Origin of the sequence: Aeromonas sp. s6, assembly GCF_040907815.1 — a bacterium.
Taxonomy (GTDB): domain Bacteria; phylum Pseudomonadota; class Gammaproteobacteria; order Enterobacterales; family Aeromonadaceae; genus Aeromonas; species Aeromonas caviae.
The window spans coordinates 1-16,459 of record NZ_JBFOCN010000023.1; the positions used below are offsets into that span (position 1 = coordinate 1).

Here is a 16,459-nt window from a genome sequence, read left to right on the forward strand (position 1 = left end):
TGGGTCAACTCACTTCTCCTCTTTCTCATCGATTCTCCCTTCAGTGACAGCCGGTGAGCGTTGTGCATCAGCCGGTCCAGGATCGCATCTGCCAGAGTGTTGTCCCCCAAGCTCGCGTACCACTCTTCCGTTGGCAGCTGACTGACCACGACCGTCGAGTATTTCCCGTACCGATCATCCATGATCTCCAGCAGGGCGTTGCGCTGCTCGGCATTCACCGCTTCCAGTCCCCAGTCATCCAGGATCAGCAGCTCTATCCTTGCCAGTTGACCCAGCAGTCTGGCGTAACTGCCATCTACCTTGGCCTGGCTCAGCTCAAGTAGCAGACGCGGCAGCCGGTAGTAACGAGTGCTGTGCCCCTGCTGACAGGCTTGGTAGCCCAGCGCACAGGCTAGGTAGGTTTTTCCGCAGCCACAGGGGCCGGTAATGAGCAGGTTCTGGCCCCGGCGCAGCCACTCTCCTTGGGCCAGGTTTGCCACCTGTGACCGCTCCAGGTTGCGTGCAGACTGGTAGTCCACCTCTTGCACCGTGGCCTGGAGTTTGAGCCTCGCCTGCTTGACCAGCCGAGCTTGTTTACGCTGCTCCCGGCTCAGTTGTTCGTGTTCGACCAGCAGGCTTAGCCGCTCGATGAAGGGCAGCCCTTCGTAGGTACTTGCCTGTTCCAGTTGTTGTTGCACGGCATCCGCCATGCCGGTCAGTTTCAGGTGTCTCAAGCGGGTCAGCGTTTGTTGGGTCATGGGACGTATCCTCTTTAGTGGAAGCTCTGGGGGCCGCGGATGTTCTCGTGCTCTTGCGGCAGTTCTGGATAACTGAGCGGACTTGCGGACAGTTGGTCGCGGCCACTGGTCAGCACCGACTTGAGCTGCTTGAGCCGCACCAGTCCTTCCCGGTTGGCCAGCTGGCAACAGGCTTCGACTCGTGATGGCGGATACTCCCGGCTAAGACTCAGCAGTCCCAGGCAGAGTCGGTATGCCTGCTCGGCATGGGCTTTCTCTGCCAGCCGTTCGCTAACCCAGCACAAGGTGCCCGGTCCGATGTCGGCAGCCCACTGCTTAAGACGCCCTGGCGTCCAGCGTTGCTGCTTGCTGTGACGTTCCGGCATGTGCTCAGGGAGTGTGCTCATCCCCGGGATGGTTTTACGCGGATGGCTCGCGACCAGCTGTTGCTGGTGATAGACCTGAAGCAGGGTATCGCCCGCATGGAGCTCCAGTTGCTGACCCACATACTGGTGCGGCACCGAGTAATGGTGCTGCTCATAGCTGACGTGATAGTCGATGTTGACCTTGACCGTTTTGATGGCGACATAGCGATAGGGATGCACCGGTAGTGACCCCAGTGCCGGGCGGTCCAACTGCTCAAACGCCTCGCGTCGGTTACCGGGCAGCTGCTTGAACGGGCGCTCGTTGAGCTCATTCAACAAAGCCCGGATGCACTGGTTTAGCTCGGCAAGCGAGAAGAAGGTCTGATGGCGTAGGCGAGCCAGGATCCAGCGCTCGACGATCTGCACACCCACCTCGGCCTTGGCTTTGTCCTTAGGCTTGTAAGGGCGAGCTGGCATCACCGCCACCTGATAGTGCTCGGCCAACTGCTGGTAGCTGGGGTTGAGCTCGGGATCGTATCGGCAAGCCTTGCTGACACCGCTCTTGAGGTTGTCGGGGATCAGCAGTACCGGTGTCCCGCCGAAAAACTCAAAGGCACGGACATGGCTTTGCAGCCAGTCCGGCAGTGACTGGGACCAGGTGGCCTCGGCAAAGGTGTAGTTGGACGCACCGAGCACGGCGACAAAGACTTGTGCCTGACGGACCTCACCCGTGGAGGGCGAGGCGATGGGCACCGTGGGCCCGCAGTAGTCGATAAAGAGCTTTTCCCCCGCCTTGTGGATCTGGCGCATGGAGCGCTTTTGCAACTGACACCAGGACTTGTAACGGTCACAGAACTGGGAGTAGCTGTAACAGCTATTGGGATAGCGCTGGGTGTACTCCTCCCAGAGCAGCTGTTTGGAGACCCCCTTGCGCTTGAGCTCCTGATGGACAGAGGGCCAATCCGGCACAACATGGCGGGCCGAGATGGTGGTATCGGCCTGCGGATAGAACAGGGCAGCCAGTCGGCCATCATCAAGCTCGGTAGGTAAGGGCCAGGTAAGGCCGAGCGCCTGGGCACTTTTGAGGAGTTTCTGGATGGAGCCGACACTGACCTTGGTACAGATACTGATTTGGCGAACAGAGAGGTCAGCTTCCAGCCGCAGTCGCAGCACTTCACGAATTTTACGCATTGCAATCCTCTTGGCAGACATAGGCTCTTCCCTGGCAAAAGGGAGAGCGTATCAAAGGTTTTTAAATCAATGCGTTAAGGATGATTCCGGTGAATGTGAACAGTGATTCCGGGATGTTGAACACTGTTTCCGGAAAGGAGGGGCGAAGTGTTCAGGTTGAACCGGAATGAGCGTTCACATTGGTCCGGAAATGGTGTTCACGTTGAATCGGAATTGGTGTTCATGATCGGCCGGAATATGCACCGGGTTGATGCTGATAAACGCCGGGGCCTGCGGGTTGGGTTCGTGGGTTTGCAGGCTCGAAGTAGTGTGCCTCCAGCGTGCACCGGCGATAAAGGTCGATCAGCTTGCCTTTGGCAACTGCATCAGGTGGCGACGACACTCCTCCGCCGACGGAATATGCGCTTTCCTGATGAGCTGAAGGTAAATATCTTGCGCCAGATCTGCGGCATCGCAGGTATTGCCCGGCCTGTGCCTTAGCAGCGAGCAGAGCCCTTTATGCCTGAGTGTGCCTATCGATTCAGACCACCTAGTAGGGAAAGTGGTTTGCGTTCGATTAGGAGGTGTCATTATTGATCTTTTTGAGGATGAGCAATGAAAGTGGCGTCGGCCATGGCCTGGGCTGGCTGGCGTGCCAGTTCGATGAAGGCGCGCACATAGTCGATATTGGTATCAGCCTCGCGAGTGCCTAAGAAGATCTGTTTGGCTATGCCGTGCGGCCCCAGCCGTAGGGGCACCACCCCCATCCTAACGGCGTACTCGTCGACCAACCAGCGTGGCAAGGCTGCCACGCCACGGCCGCTGGCCACCATCTGCACCATGATGTCGGTGGTTTCTATGGTTTTATGGCGCTTGGGCGTAACACCCGCCGGTAGCAGGAACTGGTTGTAGATATCTAGGCGCTCTATGTCCACAGGATAGCTGATCAGTACTTCGCTAGTCAGTTGCTGGGGCTTCACATAGGAGGCTGAAGCCAGGGAATGGTCTTTGGCCACGACGAGCACCTGTTCATAATCGAACACAGACTTGTAATCAAGGCCCGGCTTGTAGAGCGGGTCGGGAGTTACCAGCAGATCGATCTCGTAGCCAAACAGAGCGCCAATGCCGCCAAACTGGAACTTCTGTTTCACGTCCACCTCCACGTCCGGCCAAGCCGTGAGGTAGGGCGAAACCACCTTGAGTAACCATTGGTAGCAAGGGTGGCATTCCATACCGATGCGCAGCGTGCCACGCTCGCCCTGCGCGAACTGGCTAAGGCGCTCTTCGGCCAGATCAAACTGGGGTAGAACACGATTGGCCACGGCCAGCAGGTACTGACCTGCCTGCGTTAGACGCAGGCTTCGGCCTTCGCGCAGCCAGACGTCGGTACCCAGCTGTTGCTCGAGCTTTTTCATGCTGTGGCTCAAGGCTGACTGAGTGACATTCAGTACCCCCGCGGCGGCTGTCAGCGATCCTTGCTTTTCGACCTGCTGAACGATGTTGAGATGGATGCGCTCAAGCATTCAATGAATTTTACTCATAGATGTGTGAATTAAAACCATTTTAATTCATTGTCTCGGGTCGGCACAATCACCGTCATCTACTCTACGTATTCGTCGGTGCAGCCATGGTCCCGTCTAAAAATTCGAATGTCCCGAACGTCGGGGACGCTAGCCAAGCAGTGTCGTCCTGGTCGACTGATATGAAGACCAAAATAACACGTCCACTTCGCGTAGTAGCTGTTTCAGGTGCACTTCAAAGCCCCTCCAAATCTGCAAGTTTGGCGCAGTACCTGATTGCCGATCAGGTGCTGTGTCAGCCGAAACTGGTCGATTTGGGGGCTGCTAGCACCGCAGCTAACGGGGTCAGTCTGGCGCACTCAGGTGACGGATGCCGTAGAGCAGGCGCTGGCCGTGGTCGAGGAGGCCGACGTTCTGGTGGTCGCCACCCCAGTTTTCCGTGGCTCGTACACAGGGCTGTTCAAGCGCTTCTTTGACCTCATAGGACAAGACACCCTGACCGACAAGCCCGTGTTACTAGCCGCTACTGGCGGCAGTCAACGCCACGCATTGGTGATTGATCATCAGATTCGACCACTGTTCAGTTTTTTCCAGGCACGTACTTTGCCATTAGGTGTCTATGCCACCGACAAGGACTTCGTGGAGCGCGACCTGAGCGACCAAGCATTGATCGAGCGGGCCAGGCTGACGGTTCAACGGGCTTTGCCCTTGCTTGAGCTAACGCGCAATGCCAGACACTCTGCAGCCGAGCGCATGCTAACAGTCTGAAAAACCATCGTCCTTAATTGCAATAATCATTACAGGGAAGCGTCATGAGCCAAGACTTCACATTCAGCCTCAATAGCATCACTTTCGATGAAAGCTATCAACCATTGGACGGAACTCGCCTCACCACAAATTTCGCCAATCTGGCGCGTGGAGAGGGCCGCCAACAAAACTTGCGCAAAACCCTGAAGATGATCAACAACCGTTTCAATGACCTGGCGCATTGGGACAATCCCACGGGTAATCGCTACGCGGTTGAACTCGAGATCATCTCTGTTGAGATGTACAGTGGCATGCTGACCAGCACTGCGTTTCCGCTGATCGAGATCCTGAAGACCCACATCATCGACACGAAGTTGAACCGGCGCATCGATGGCATCGTGGGCAACAATTTCTCGTCGTATGTGCGCGATTACGACTTCAGCGTCGTGCTGCCTGAGTACAATGCTGCACGGGCGGAGTTCAGCATCCCCGACGATTTCGGCGTGCTGCATGGCAAGCTGTTCAAGCTTTTCGTCAACTCCGGCACCTATCAAGAACGATTTAGCAAGCTTCCAGTCATTTGCCTGAGTGCAGCGACCAGCAAAACTTACCAGCGCACGACCAATCATCACCCAATCCTCGGCGTTGAGTACCAGCAAAACGAGCTGTCATCGACCGACCTGTACTTTGCAAAAATGGGGATGCAGGTTCGCTTTTTCATGCCGCCCAAGAGCGTGGCTCCATTGGCTTTCTACTTCTTTGGCGACCTGCTGAGCGACTACACCGATCTCGAACTGATCGGTACCATCAGTACGATGGAAACGTTCCAGAGGATCTACCGCCCCGAGATCTATAACGCCAACTCGGTGGCAGGACAGCTCTATCAACCAAGTCTGAAGTCCGAGGACTACTCGCTGACGCAAATCGTCTATGACCGAGAGGAACGAAGCCAGTTGGCTGTCAAACAGGGCAAGTTCACTGAAGAGTACTTCATCAAACCGTACCAAGACGTCCTTGAACAATGGGTCGCCGAATCCACGTACTGATCTGACCGGCATTTGCCTTGAAGGAACACATTATGTTTGAAACTTCCATCACTGGTAGCCTGCCCAAACCGGCCTGGCTAGCTGAAACCAACAAGCTCTGGCCCCAATGGGCGGCTAAGGGTGATGCACTCCTGCAGGCCAAAGCCGACGCAACTCTGCTATGGATCAAGGCCCAGGAAGACGCTGGGCTGGATATCGTGTGCGATGGAGAGCAATCGCGTCAGCACTTCGTGCATGGCTTTCTGGAACAGGTCGAGGGCATCGACTTCGAGCACAAAGTGAAGATGGGCATCCGTGACAACCGTTACGATGCAATGGTGCCGCAGGTGGTTTCCGACTTGCGCCTGAAGGGCCGCGTACATGCCTTCGAGGCCCAACTGGCTCGAGCGCACACCAAGAAGAAGCTGAAGTTTACCCTGCCTGGCCCGATGACCATCGTCGACACGGTGGCAGACCGCTTCTACGGAGACAAGGCCAAGATGGCCTTTGCCTTCGCCGAATTACTTAACCAGGAGGCCCTGGCACTGCAGGCCGACGGTGTGGACATTATCCAGTTCGACGAGCCAGCCTTCAATGTCTACATGAAGGACGTAGCCGATTGGGGCGTTCGGGCGCTCGAGCGTGCGGCGCAGGGTCTGCACTGTAAGACAGTGGTACACATCTGCTATGGCTACGGTATCCAGGCCAATACTGACTGGAAGAATACCCTGGGCGATGAATGGCGCCAGTACGAGACGGTGTTTCCTGCGCTGGCCAAAAGCAGCATCGACCAGGTGAGTTTGGAATGCATGCACTCGCACGTGCCCCTCGAACTGCTGAAATTACTGGAGGGCAAGGATGTGCTGGTTGGCGTGATCGATGTGGCCACAGACGTAGTCGAAACGCCCGAAGAAGTGGCTGATGCTATCGGCCAAGCCCTGCAATTCGTGCCAAAGGAGCGGTTATTCCCCTGCACGAACTGCGGCATGGCGCCCATGCCGCGTGAAGTGGCTCAGCGCAAGCTACAGGCCTTGGCTGAGGGCACGAAGTTGGCCAAGGAGCGCTTGGCCGCCAAGTAAGCACAGGTTCTGTCCAATAGGGCCCGTGGATGTGAAAGGTCGCCCTGCACTGCAGGCGCGACCTTTATACTATTGATGACATTACGTGGTGAGTTCGAGAGGGACGAGTCCTATGGGATTACAGTTTGGGCTGGAGGATGTAATTGCCAATTCGCAAGGAAACTGTCTGGCGATTAGAAACACAAGGTGTCTAAAGAAGCCAGGGCGATTCATTTCACACCTCCGGCTTGCGTTCAAAGTGGCGGGTTACAACGCCCGCTTGCGGGTCGATGCTGATAAACGCCGGTGCCTGAGGGTGGTACAGGTAGAGCCGCGCCAATTCAGCGCTAAACGCCTCGACGTTCGGTGCAATCACATGACTGGTATCCCCCTCCGCGTAGGTAAACGTCTCCAGCTTTTCCGTGTGAATCCAGATACCGAAGTACCAAGCGTCTTCATCGGTGTCGTATTGCTGCCAGCCCTGGGCCAACAGCGTCCGGTCGTAGTAGTAACGGTCAGCCTGATGGCCCCCCCGGTCGATGTGGCAACCCGTTCCGGTGAGCTCAAGCGAGACACGCCCTACCTTCAGAGCCTTCTTGACCCGGCGCAAGAGTGTGAGGGCCTTGGCTCGGCTGCGGCCATTACCAAGCGGGAGTGGCTGCTTAGCCCGTAATGCCAGGTGGCTCATTATCTTCGGCGCGGTGTTGTGGTTGAGCTGGCCGATGGCAGTGGTGATCTGTCGGGCGGACAGGGTGTTGTAATCACTCATGTCATGCATGGTTGGGCTTCCTTCAAATGCAAACAGCCCCTCGATGTGAGGGGCTGAATGGGGTTGTGGTTGGTTGTATTAGGGGTGGTGACAGAAGTGAACACAAGGGCTCTTGGGGGGTGACATCAATTATCGAGGGAAGACTCTTGTCATCCTCTCAAGACCAGTCGAATGTGGACTGACGGCCTACAACCATTGCTTGAGGCGGTTGACGTCTCACTGATAGCAGCGTTGGTGGCTGTGCCAAATCACCCGCTCGGCGGCAGCTTCCTGTAGCGCAGTGGTCACGATGCGGGGAAGAACCAGATTTGTTCCATCCCAGTTATCCAGGGCCAGCACGCCGGAACGCACCTGTCCTGCCAACTACGTGTCGATCTTTTGGGTCAGCTCCAGCGCGATGCGCTCATCGATATGGGCTCAGAGCATGGTAATAGTGAGCTCTGGCGCCATTAGTGGTGCTGTGGACGTTGTCATGCTCATGTGTGACTACTCCAATCTGGCGCATCATTGCTGCCATGGTTGACGTAGGCCCCGACAATCACCCGTTGCCACTCGCCGACCGGTTGGCCCACTGCATTACAGGGGCAACGAAAGCGGGCAAAGCTAATCTCTCGTGGCAGGTGCTCACGCATGTCACGTGGACTGACAAAGAGCATGGTCTTGTACAGCACCGGGTTGGGCGCGACCAACAGATTACCGATACGCCGCCCTTCGATATCGTGGGCATAGGCGAAACCTGGCAGCATCAACTGCTGGGCGATGAGCTTTGCCAGCCCAGGATGTACACACATAGCTTCCGCCACGGCGGCCTGACTAAAGCTGTCGATGAACTCAATCATACTGAGCTCCTTTGATGTTTGATGTAAACCCAGAAGGGATGAATCGGGGGAACATGGATTACAGCATTCCACGCTCAGCCATGGAGACGACCCCTTCGGCGCCAATCACCAGGTGGTCAAGTAGGCGGACATCCACTAGCGCAAGGGCATTGCGCAGGACGTCCGTGATTTGCTTATCCGAAAGGCTGGGCTCCGGGTAACCAGAGGGATGATTGTGGGAGCAGAGGATAGCTGCACTGTTAAGCGCCAAGGCTCTCTTGACCACTTCTCTTGGATGCACACTGGCAGCAGTCAAGGTCCCGTGAAACAACTCCTCCAGGGCAATAACGCGATGTTGATTATCAAGAAACAGCACGGCAAAGGTCTCCCGCTCTCGTCCTTGAAGCAGGGTTTGCAATCGTTGAGCTGCCATCTGGTGAGAGGTGATTGCAGAACCTTTGGCAAGTCGCTTGCGGGCAACCTGGTTGGCCATATGCAGCAGGTCTTGCTCGGTCACAGGTTCGGTAACGACATAGGTGCCAGGGAATTCCCCAGCCTTGAGTTTGTGGTAACGCATTATGGGTTTCTCCAAATAAACAAAAACCCCGACACGCAAATAGCATGTCGGGGTTAAAGAGAGGTAATTGGGGCACACCTAGGGGAGATCAGGTGGCTTTGGGAATAGCTCCGGCTCTCGACGCTGGCGTACTCTTCGCCGGCATCAGCTACTCTGGGGCCAACACACGTTCAGCAGGCTAGCCAGAGCAAGGCAGCAGGCTTCCACGACCACAGATATACGCTGTAGCACTGAATGGTTAGGCCACTATCACTTACAACCTGCGTCTCTCCCTCCAGATTGATGACCTCAGGATCAATGGCTATCGGTTTTTTAGGCATCATCGACCTCCTCTTGAGGTAAGGGGTCACTCTCCACGCAATAGCCGTGATGGATACAGGTGCGCTGCAGGTTGCTCAGAAAGTCTCCCAGTACACGGGGCTGATCAGAGAACGGGACGGGCCCTGCCTGGCTACGCCAGAAACAGCGGCGCGTGGGATCCACACATATTTCATCTATCGGCTGGCTCATGGTGCGCCAGTCCTCAGCATTGGTGAGGGAGAGAAGTTGCCACTGCATGCCAGACCAACGTAGATGCAGGGTGACGGTGCGGGCGTTCGGGCTACCAGGAGTCAGATGCAGCAACCAGCGCTCGCACCGGCGAGTCGGCTGCAGTTTGGCTTTTGCTGCGACCAGTCCCAACCACTGGCGCGAGTAGTGGGTCAGCGGCAGTTCGTTAGTCATCACACACCTCCTAATCCCCACTCACGATGACGGTGAAATACCCCAACTGGCCGTAGCCAATGAAATTGCTCTGCCACAGAGCGAACAGTTCGCGTGCTTCCACGCCGTCCAGTGGTCCCCAGCCCCGCAGATAGTGCTCGTTACAGGAGAAGTTGAAGTCAAGCTCCTTGCAGAGCTCCGCATCCTGGCCGAGCCCCTGATAGCTAAAGTCGGTGATGTAATCGAAGACCCAGCCGTGCAATCCCCGAATAAGCCGTAGCTCGACAGGGTGGACACCACCGGTTTCGGCACTGTAATCGGGACTGCGAAAGTTGAAGGTTAGGGTCGAGAGGTTGTTGAGGTCGAGCCGTTGCTCTCGCACTACGCTGCGCAGTAAACCAGGTAGCTTAGGAGAAATCGGCAGAGACATTCCTGCCAAGTGAAATGGCATAATCATAATGATGTGTCCTTCTTGTATCGAATGTGAGAAGCGTTAATCCCTGAACCAACGCCAGGCGCGGTAGAGGCCATAGGTGGCTGCAAGGGGGCCCGCCAGCGAAGAAGCCGTTGTACCCAGTAACGCACCGACTGCAGCGGTCACAGCGGTAGTCGCTGACAGGGTCGGTACCGTGCTGCTGGCCATGCCAGGCAGGGCGGCCTGAGGGCGCTTCTGGGTCACTGTGCGAAGTGCCTGATGTGCGATACACCCCGTGGAAATGAGCTGGTTAATCTGCTTGCTGTAGTGAAAGCCCTCGATGCACCAGAGCACGAAGTGTTCGCAGTTGTTAAAGAGCGTGCTGTAGTGCGCCTCTCCAAGGCGGGAGTAAGCACGGTCGATGCTCTCTTCCCGATTGAAGACACGCGAACGATGGTGCTGGATACGGTAACCCCGCCCCTGGCCAAACTCGGCAAGCGTGGTGATGGCTATCTGACCGGAATGTATTCCGGCACTTACCCCCTGGTAGTGGATGACCTGATAATCCCCCAGGTAGAGGCCATGGTGCTGGTAACCGGCACGGGGTGAAACGAGGTGGTCCCCCGGTTGTGGTAATGGCATGGTTAATCCTTGTCTTTGTAAGAAAGCGGCATAAACAAAAAGGACACCATCATGGTGTCCTTTAGGGGAGATGTTCTGTTGAGCAGGAAGGAGGGACTCTTACTGATCCATCGGTGAAAACCAGAGATGTTACAGTTTGAGCGAGCGCTTCATCCCCTCTTTGGTTGCTAACTGTTTAATGAATTCAGGGGCCCACTTTTTGCCTGTCACCACATCAGCAATCATCTTGTCGCTCATATGCGGCACGTTATAAATGAGCTTGATGATAAGGCCTCCTAGGCTGCTGCCATTAATCGTTGTTAGTGTTTTCCAAATTCCCATATCGCAAACCTTTATGATGTAAATTTGACCACCTATGAGTGCACCTCAATGGAGCGCTGTCAGCGATCTCTACAGACCAACCAGTAGAGTAATCCCGCCAAAATCGGGTCGATGATCAGCCCGAGAATGAACCACCCCCAAAATGAGCGACCGTTGCTCGAGGCAACAATGCCTAGCAGCAAGGCAAGTCCGAACCATAGCAGTGGAATGATCATGTTTATTTCTCCTGTTACAGGATGTTGGCAATAGGGGGCCATCCGACGAGATCCCAAGTCGGTTGGTAGAGTGTGGCTAGCATGCTGCCAGTGGATGCACTGGTAGATGACAAAGGCCACCGTGGAAGATTAGGTATTAGATTGTGATGTGAGCTCCATTCATTTTAGGTCTAGAAATTTCAAAAATAGATCTAATTAGTTGATATTCAACCTTTTGAGTCCTTAATGTCAATGGGTCCATGGTCAACCATAAGGGTTGACTGGAGGACTTATGACTGACATCAACTTTGAAGAGCTTGCCAAGAGCGTTGGTAAAGCGATTGGACGCCAACGCCACCAGGCAGGGCTGACTCAAGATCAAGTGGCTGAGCACCTAAAAATAGGTATGGAAGCCGTCTCCCGAATGGAGAGAGGTCTCGTGGTGCCGACAGTCGTGCGGCTCGCTGAGCTGGCTCAGCTGTTTGGCTGTGATCTCGCAGACTTCCTGTGTGAGACCAGCAATCGTCCCACCGAACAAGGCATGGTGATTAGCCAACAGTTAGCCAAACTCGACACAACAGACAGGGAGCTTGTCCTGGAGGTGGTTGGTAAGCTGGCGGCAAGACTGGCACGTTAATGGCTTGCTGTTCGCATAGATGACTGACGGATGCTGATAAACTCAGGAGGATACAATGGCCCTTCCATGCGGATTTACAGCAATCTGTGCTTGGTGTCCCCTGATGATATCTATCTGAGTTTCTTTTCAATCGAACCGACAAAGTACTAACCGAGGTCTGCCAAGGCGAGGTTGGCGCGATGGTGTCTCCATACGCCCGAAGGTCCGGCGACCAGCTGGCAATACCGCCAGTATTTGCGTATCCAGCTTGGTCAGATAACTCAGTGCATTAATCAGGTTTATACGCTTGGCTGTATCGCTGTAGTGGACCATCCCAATCCCATCAGTACCCCATTCCTGATATTCCCCCCGCCTGATCTGACAATTGAAATAGCTCCCGTTATTGTCGGTTATATCCTCCCACAGCTCCCCCAGTGTTCTACTCAGCGAGATATCTCGTTGGTGAACAGCCCCATTAAAAATGAACGTAATGTGGGTATGAAAATGTCTATCAACACCAAACTCTAGTTTCCATATATAGCCGACCAATGCAGGATATTTGTTCTGTACTCGACGAAGGTAACAACGCAGGTCATCCGTCACGAGGTCTAACGTTAACTGATCGTAGTAGTATTCTTGATAGCCGATATCCAATCGGATGACTAATAGCTTGGCATGCTGGTCGAATAGGCTAGTAACATACGTCTCTATACTGAGCTGATTGCGGTATTCAACGCGTTTGAGGTTCTTTAGGCGCTTACGGTGGACCTTACTCTTGAACTCTCTTAGAAAAGCATACAGCGCGTTATTGATATCCCTGGCCAATTCGTCACCGACATCACTATCGAGATCTTTCTCATGGATGAGGTGCAATCCATAGACCTCTCGCATATGCGTTAGGAATAGCTCTATCGTTGGATGTGATGACGATATTTCCTCATGACAATAAAAATAATCACACACGGTATCCAACGCATTAAAGAGTTTGGTTGATAGCCTACGACCTATGCAAGTGATGCGTGACTTATCTGGTGCTGAATAAACGGCTCTGACAATAGGAAGCGTTTTATTTTGGAGCAGGTCTGGTATGGATAGGATATCTAAAAGTCTGACTGGTTTAAACATGATAACCTCGTTTAGGCAGGAGTAACCCTACACTGTGTGATAAACACACGCGTACATAGGGCGATTAGTGGAGTGGTATTGGTTATATATGAGAGGCTGTATAGATAACTAGTGTTGAACTAAATAATAAATAAACCTAATGTTCGATACATTCATTTTCCCATCTAAATATCCGAACGAAAACATAAGAGGGAAACCCCATTTTATTTAATTGACAACTATTCAACACATGCGAGTTGAGGCTGTAAGTTATGGAGCTCACTAAGTGTGATAAGTGCACTCCAGACTGACTTCGACGCTATAGCTATAGACAATGTACTCACGACAACCAATTGAGTACTGAATTGTCTCGGATGGTTTGGGGTATAAGTAGTCATAGCAAGCTAACATTTCCATACCGAACTGATTGATAAGGTGGTTGATGAGCAGATTTTTGTCTTGGCTGATCATGGTTATGTCGTGATTTTTGTCATCAGAAGGGTGTGTCAGTAAAAAAAAACATTAAGAAAATATGTATAGAATACAGATGGATATCTTAGATAAACAGTTTATCGGTCTACCTGTCGCCTTCACGATCGCGGATAGATGGTATAGGATAGCCAGAACACATAATCGTAAGCCATTGTTTTTTATGCACTAAAAAAGAATATTAACTTTAATGGGGGGGGATCGTGGAATCAATTAGGTGTAAATATTCCTACCTTTCGGCTATAAATGAAGAGATGAGGCTTGCTTTCTTAAATTTTAATGAGTGTAGCCACTCTATTTACTATCGCATAGACAAGAGTGGCTCAATTTTGATTAATGCATCATCAAAACAACCTTCTGTGATTTTTTTAGGTTCATTTTATAGCGCACTCACTAGTTTTACTTCATGCATTATTAAATTAAACTCAGTTAAAGAATCGCTCCCTCCCCCAAAGAAAACAAAAGAAATAATAAGACCTGAAGCTAAAAGCGTTAACGTTTTGGATGTTGCCTATGAGCTACGAGATGAAATTGAAAAATTAAAAACTCATAAAATAAATCCATTGCTATACTTTTTTATAGAATTCTGTAAGTGCCATCGCATCAATATTTATGATATGCATCCACTTGATATACGTAAAAACTTCATGACGTTTATTTATCATAAACCGTATTACACAAGTGTAGCTAACCCTATAAAGGACATGAGTAAAGAGAGCGTTAATGACAATGAAACTCGCAAAACAAAAGTTATTAACAAGAAACAGATTAAAGAGTTCTATTTTTCTGCAGAGAAAAATATTGCTTCTTGTATAAATTACATTGATGATCTAGTTAAGATTCATGGTGGGTTACGTGTAGTTACGATGCGACTTGGGATAATACCAAATAAAGACATATTTGATGACCCTTTTAAACGTGCAACATCCTTTTTAGATTGCGAGAGTGATTTAATCAGCATGCTGCATCTGAAAGACCGTCTATTAAGGAACTTAGTTAGAGACGCAACATTAAAAAACATGGTTGGTTATATAATGAAAGTGGATCACTCACCATATATAGGGTTTCATATCCACTTCATCTCTATATTTACCTCTGACATTGAAAGTGATTTACCACTATTAATATATGAATTCTGGAACAATAGGATAACCGAGAAAACTGGGTGCACATGGGGTTATCGTTTTGAGTCCCCTGCCTCAAGAAATGCATATGGTGATGAGTACACTCTTAGCATTGATGACTCCAAGGATAAGCTTGATTTAAAATCATTTATTAGGCAAATGCTGCTGCGAGACAAATTAATCAAGATCGATATTCCTAAGAGGCGTACTTTAGAACGAGGCATAATCCGCGACACCATTGAAAACAGAATACTATTAAGTAGTGAAAAAAGGGATATTTTACGTGATATATTTAGAAAAGCAAAAGATGACAATGTATCTATTAAGTCTCTAGTGGAGTTTTTCTCACAGGTTTAGCTAACACTTGTTTTTGTAAAATCACTACTATTGAAAATATCTCAAAAATCAATTTGTGATTATTTAATGCAGTGTTGTTGATTATAATAACTGTACCGATATGGTTATCACCTGACACCGGCCTCAAACCGGTGTTTTGGTTACGCTGATTTAGAGCGCAGTTCCTTCGGTGTCAACTTTTGCCCCTTCTTGAACATACGATAGGAGGTATGTACCTCCAACATCCTACCCAGATGTGGCAGCTGGGTGTTGCAGCGCTCCAGGTAGCGATGTAAGTCTGTCTGAATCTGCCCCACTGACTCATTCCGGGACCTTACGGCTTGGTCGTCCGCCTCTTGATAAGGAAGTGTTCATCCAGCATGGTACGATGCAGTCGTTCGATAAAGTCATTGCTCTGTGGCCTGCGTACCGTGTTAGCCCAGAGTTCAATCCCCCAGTTGCAAGAACAGCTCGTTGGAATGATGGTCAGGGCGTCCGCAGAACGCGCGCCAGTTATCTGACAGGAGATGGGATAGACACACGGTTCATGTGCTTCAAAGAACGGCAGGACCGTTTCATTGAGCACATGAACCGAAGTCACCGGCAACTTGCCGGTATAGTGCCGTCCCCAGGCATGACGGTTTTAGCCGTCCAGCACGATTCCCAGATACACCTTGTCCCCCTTGAGTACACCGACGATGAAGGTATCGCACGCCACCAGTTCCCCAATGTAGTTAACTTCGATCTGGCGTTCGCGAAACTCAGGACTGAAGCGCTAAATAGCTGTTCCGAATAGTAGATCACAGGAAGAAGGGAACTCAGTCCAGTTTGTGCGATCTCATTAGGCGCGAAACAAAACAAGCCACACCAAAAGGACTGAGTTGATGCCTATCCTACCACCCCTGCCACGACCACAACGGCGCCGCATTCACAAAATCATCCATGCCACGCGTGATAAAGGGCATGCTCGTCGCTTGATGGCCATCTTGCTGTTACATGAAGGACGCACGATCACTGATGTTCATCACCTTACCGGCGCTGCTCGCTCGACCATCGGCCGTTGGCTTCGGTGGTATCGGGATGAAGGTGTGGGGGCGTTAGAAGCCTTACCGGCTGGCCGTGCCCCGATCTTACCTGTCGCCAAGATTGTCACCTTACTGGTGCTGCTCATGCAGTTTTCTCCGCAAGATTTTGGTTATCAGCGCAGCCGTTGGTGTACCGAACTATTGGCTATCAAAATCAATCGGTTAATGGGGCTCAATATGGCAGCCTCCACGCTCCGCCGATGGTTACCGCATATGGGCATTGTCTGGCGAAGGCCCGTGCCGACCTTGCGGATAAAAGACCCTGCCTATCAGGAGAAAATGGCTAATATCGACGCGGCACTGGCCCGCTGTGATGCAGATAATCCGGTGTTTTATGAGGATGAAGTCGATATAGACCTTAATCCCAAATTAGGGGCCGACTGGATGTTCAGAGCGCAGCAAAAGCGGGTTGTCACACCTGGAAAGAACGCCAAACATTACCTGGCAGGCGTTCTCCATGCAGGCAATGGAAGAGTACTTTACGTCAGCGGGATAAAGAAAAACTCATCCCTGTTTATCGCCATGCTGGAAAAGCTGCGTCGCCACTACCGACGAGCCAAAACCATCACACTGATCCTCGATAACTACATCATTCACAAAAGCAAACAGACCGAGCGATGGTTGAAGAAGAACCCCAAGTTCTGCCTGGTGTTCCAGCCAGTTTAC

18 protein-coding genes and 2 pseudogenes are annotated in these 16,459 nt (G+C 52.0%); 6 read left to right on the forward strand and 14 right to left on the reverse strand.

The genetic code is table 11. From position 1 onward, the window contains the following. The 4 genes and pseudogenes from istB to AB5Y50_RS02350 form a co-directional block, all read right to left on the reverse strand. Positions 1 to 737 (reverse strand): IS21-like element ISAs29 family helper ATPase IstB (gene istB, locus AB5Y50_RS02335; protein WP_223917677.1); only part of this gene is annotated, 737 nt, incomplete at its 3' end. A 14-nt stretch (positions 738 to 751) separates the two neighbouring features. Beyond that, entirely contained in the window at positions 752 to 2,293 is a 1,542-nt protein-coding gene (istA, locus tag AB5Y50_RS02340; protein WP_010673729.1) for an IS21-like element ISAs29 family transposase, read from the reverse strand. A 277-nt stretch (positions 2,294 to 2,570) separates the two neighbouring features. Then, positions 2,571 to 2,788, reverse strand: a pseudogene (locus tag AB5Y50_RS02345) (sigma factor); the annotation flags it as partial. Positions 2,789 to 2,841: 53 nt separating this feature from the next. Further along, positions 2,842 to 3,774: a LysR family transcriptional regulator gene (locus AB5Y50_RS02350; RefSeq protein WP_119197473.1), complete on the reverse strand. Its 933-nt coding sequence runs from the start codon at positions 3,772 to 3,774 to the stop codon at positions 2,842 to 2,844. Positions 3,775 to 4,134: 360 nt separating this feature from the next. On the opposite strand from AB5Y50_RS02350, the gene AB5Y50_RS02355 reads away from it, so the two are divergent. From AB5Y50_RS02355 to AB5Y50_RS02365, 3 genes are read left to right on the forward strand one after another with little or no spacing between them, the layout of a single operon-like run. Continuing rightward, positions 4,135 to 4,539 (forward strand): NAD(P)H-dependent oxidoreductase, encoded by a 405-nt coding sequence (locus tag AB5Y50_RS02355; RefSeq protein WP_197971478.1) that lies wholly within the window; start codon positions 4,135 to 4,137, stop codon positions 4,537 to 4,539. A 44-nt stretch (positions 4,540 to 4,583) separates the two neighbouring features. Continuing rightward, positions 4,584 to 5,564, forward strand: coding sequence for a DUF1852 domain-containing protein (locus AB5Y50_RS02360; protein ID WP_182975914.1), 981 nt, complete (start codon positions 4,584 to 4,586; stop codon positions 5,562 to 5,564). Positions 5,565 to 5,596: 32 nt separating this feature from the next. Continuing rightward, positions 5,597 to 6,622, forward strand: coding sequence for a methionine synthase (locus AB5Y50_RS02365; protein WP_010673725.1), 1,026 nt, complete (start codon positions 5,597 to 5,599; stop codon positions 6,620 to 6,622). A 214-nt stretch (positions 6,623 to 6,836) separates the two neighbouring features. Here the strand turns inward: AB5Y50_RS02365 and AB5Y50_RS02370 are convergent, their stop codons facing one another. From AB5Y50_RS02370 to AB5Y50_RS02405, 8 genes are all read right to left on the reverse strand, one after another. Then, positions 6,837 to 7,379: a hypothetical protein gene (locus AB5Y50_RS02370; RefSeq protein ID WP_010673724.1), complete on the reverse strand. Its 543-nt coding sequence runs from the start codon at positions 7,377 to 7,379 to the stop codon at positions 6,837 to 6,839. A gap of 467 nt (positions 7,380 to 7,846) precedes the next feature. Next, positions 7,847 to 8,209 carry a hypothetical protein gene (locus AB5Y50_RS02375; RefSeq protein WP_010673723.1) on the reverse strand — a complete coding sequence of 121 codons (363 nt, stop codon included), beginning with the start codon at positions 8,207 to 8,209 and terminating at the stop codon, positions 7,847 to 7,849. A 58-nt stretch (positions 8,210 to 8,267) separates the two neighbouring features. After that, a complete protein-coding gene (gene radC, locus AB5Y50_RS02380) occupies positions 8,268 to 8,765 on the reverse strand; it encodes a DNA repair protein RadC (RefSeq protein ID WP_010673722.1) in 498 nt (165 codons plus the stop codon). A gap of 312 nt (positions 8,766 to 9,077) precedes the next feature. Further along, positions 9,078 to 9,488, reverse strand: coding sequence for a hypothetical protein (locus tag AB5Y50_RS02385; RefSeq protein ID WP_010673720.1), 411 nt, complete (start codon positions 9,486 to 9,488; stop codon positions 9,078 to 9,080). A 10-nt stretch (positions 9,489 to 9,498) separates the two neighbouring features. Then, positions 9,499 to 9,924 (reverse strand): DUF2787 family protein, encoded by a 426-nt coding sequence (locus AB5Y50_RS02390; protein WP_010673719.1) that lies wholly within the window; start codon positions 9,922 to 9,924, stop codon positions 9,499 to 9,501. Positions 9,925 to 9,960: 36 nt separating this feature from the next. Continuing rightward, the gene (locus AB5Y50_RS02395) at positions 9,961 to 10,524 is read right to left on the reverse strand and encodes a lecithin retinol acyltransferase family protein (RefSeq protein ID WP_102948665.1); all 564 of its coding nucleotides are present in this window, start codon (positions 10,522 to 10,524) and stop codon (positions 9,961 to 9,963) included. 129 nt (positions 10,525 to 10,653) lie between these two features. Beyond that, on the reverse strand, positions 10,654 to 10,845 hold the full coding sequence (locus AB5Y50_RS02400; protein WP_010673717.1) for a hypothetical protein: 192 nt from the start codon (positions 10,843 to 10,845) through the stop codon (positions 10,654 to 10,656). Positions 10,846 to 10,904: 59 nt separating this feature from the next. Then, complete coding sequence (locus tag AB5Y50_RS02405; RefSeq protein ID WP_010673716.1) at positions 10,905 to 11,060, reverse strand: hypothetical protein; 156 nt, start codon at positions 11,058 to 11,060, stop codon at positions 10,905 to 10,907. A gap of 271 nt (positions 11,061 to 11,331) precedes the next feature. On the opposite strand from AB5Y50_RS02405, the gene AB5Y50_RS02410 reads away from it, so the two are divergent. Further along, positions 11,332 to 11,676 carry a helix-turn-helix domain-containing protein gene (locus tag AB5Y50_RS02410; RefSeq protein ID WP_010673715.1) on the forward strand — a complete coding sequence of 115 codons (345 nt, stop codon included), beginning with the start codon at positions 11,332 to 11,334 and terminating at the stop codon, positions 11,674 to 11,676. 126 nt (positions 11,677 to 11,802) lie between these two features. Here AB5Y50_RS02410 and AB5Y50_RS02415 read toward each other — a convergent pair whose 3' ends face one another. Then, positions 11,803 to 12,780 carry an inovirus-type Gp2 protein gene (locus tag AB5Y50_RS02415; RefSeq protein WP_368162402.1) on the reverse strand — a complete coding sequence of 326 codons (978 nt, stop codon included), beginning with the start codon at positions 12,778 to 12,780 and terminating at the stop codon, positions 11,803 to 11,805. Between the two features lie 671 nt (positions 12,781 to 13,451). On the opposite strand from AB5Y50_RS02415, the gene AB5Y50_RS02420 reads away from it, so the two are divergent. Next, on the forward strand, positions 13,452 to 14,729 hold the full coding sequence (locus AB5Y50_RS02420) for a hypothetical protein (protein WP_130627531.1): 1,278 nt from the start codon (positions 13,452 to 13,454) through the stop codon (positions 14,727 to 14,729). A gap of 140 nt (positions 14,730 to 14,869) precedes the next feature. Here AB5Y50_RS02420 and AB5Y50_RS02425 read toward each other — a convergent pair. Then, positions 14,870 to 15,489: pseudogene (locus AB5Y50_RS02425) on the reverse strand (IS481 family transposase); the annotation flags it as partial. 103 nt (positions 15,490 to 15,592) lie between these two features. Between AB5Y50_RS02425 and AB5Y50_RS02430 the strand changes: the two are divergent. Further along, the coding region (locus tag AB5Y50_RS02430) for an IS630 family transposase (protein WP_368162403.1) at positions 15,593 to 16,459 on the forward strand (867 nt) is incomplete at its 3' end.

Coding starts and splice junctions, on each gene's coding strand:
- istA (WP_010673729.1), bottom strand. CDS start 2,293: ATGTCTGCCAAGAGGATTGCAATGCGTAAAATTCGTGAAGTGCTGCGA.
- AB5Y50_RS02410 (WP_010673715.1), top strand. CDS start 11,332: ATGACTGACATCAACTTTGAAGAGCTTGCCAAGAGCGTTGGTAAAGCG.
- AB5Y50_RS02370 (WP_010673724.1), bottom strand. CDS start 7,379: ATGCATGACATGAGTGATTACAACACCCTGTCCGCCCGACAGATCACC.
- AB5Y50_RS02375 (WP_010673723.1), bottom strand. CDS start 8,209: ATGATTGAGTTCATCGACAGCTTTAGTCAGGCCGCCGTGGCGGAAGCT.
- AB5Y50_RS02415 (WP_368162402.1), bottom strand. CDS start 12,780: ATGTTTAAACCAGTCAGACTTTTAGATATCCTATCCATACCAGACCTG.
- AB5Y50_RS02385 (WP_010673720.1), bottom strand. CDS start 9,488: ATGACTAACGAACTGCCGCTGACCCACTACTCGCGCCAGTGGTTGGGA.
- AB5Y50_RS02365 (WP_010673725.1), top strand. CDS start 5,597: ATGTTTGAAACTTCCATCACTGGTAGCCTGCCCAAACCGGCCTGGCTA.
- AB5Y50_RS02395 (WP_102948665.1), bottom strand. CDS start 10,524: ATGCCATTACCACAACCGGGGGACCACCTCGTTTCACCCCGTGCCGGT.
- AB5Y50_RS02350 (WP_119197473.1), bottom strand. CDS start 3,774: ATGCTTGAGCGCATCCATCTCAACATCGTTCAGCAGGTCGAAAAGCAA.
- AB5Y50_RS02390 (WP_010673719.1), bottom strand. CDS start 9,924: ATGATTATGCCATTTCACTTGGCAGGAATGTCTCTGCCGATTTCTCCT.
- AB5Y50_RS02400 (WP_010673717.1), bottom strand. CDS start 10,845: ATGGGAATTTGGAAAACACTAACAACGATTAATGGCAGCAGCCTAGGA.
- AB5Y50_RS02405 (WP_010673716.1), bottom strand. CDS start 11,060: ATGATCATTCCACTGCTATGGTTCGGACTTGCCTTGCTGCTAGGCATT.
- radC (WP_010673722.1), bottom strand. CDS start 8,765: ATGCGTTACCACAAACTCAAGGCTGGGGAATTCCCTGGCACCTATGTC.
- AB5Y50_RS02360 (WP_182975914.1), top strand. CDS start 4,584: ATGAGCCAAGACTTCACATTCAGCCTCAATAGCATCACTTTCGATGAA.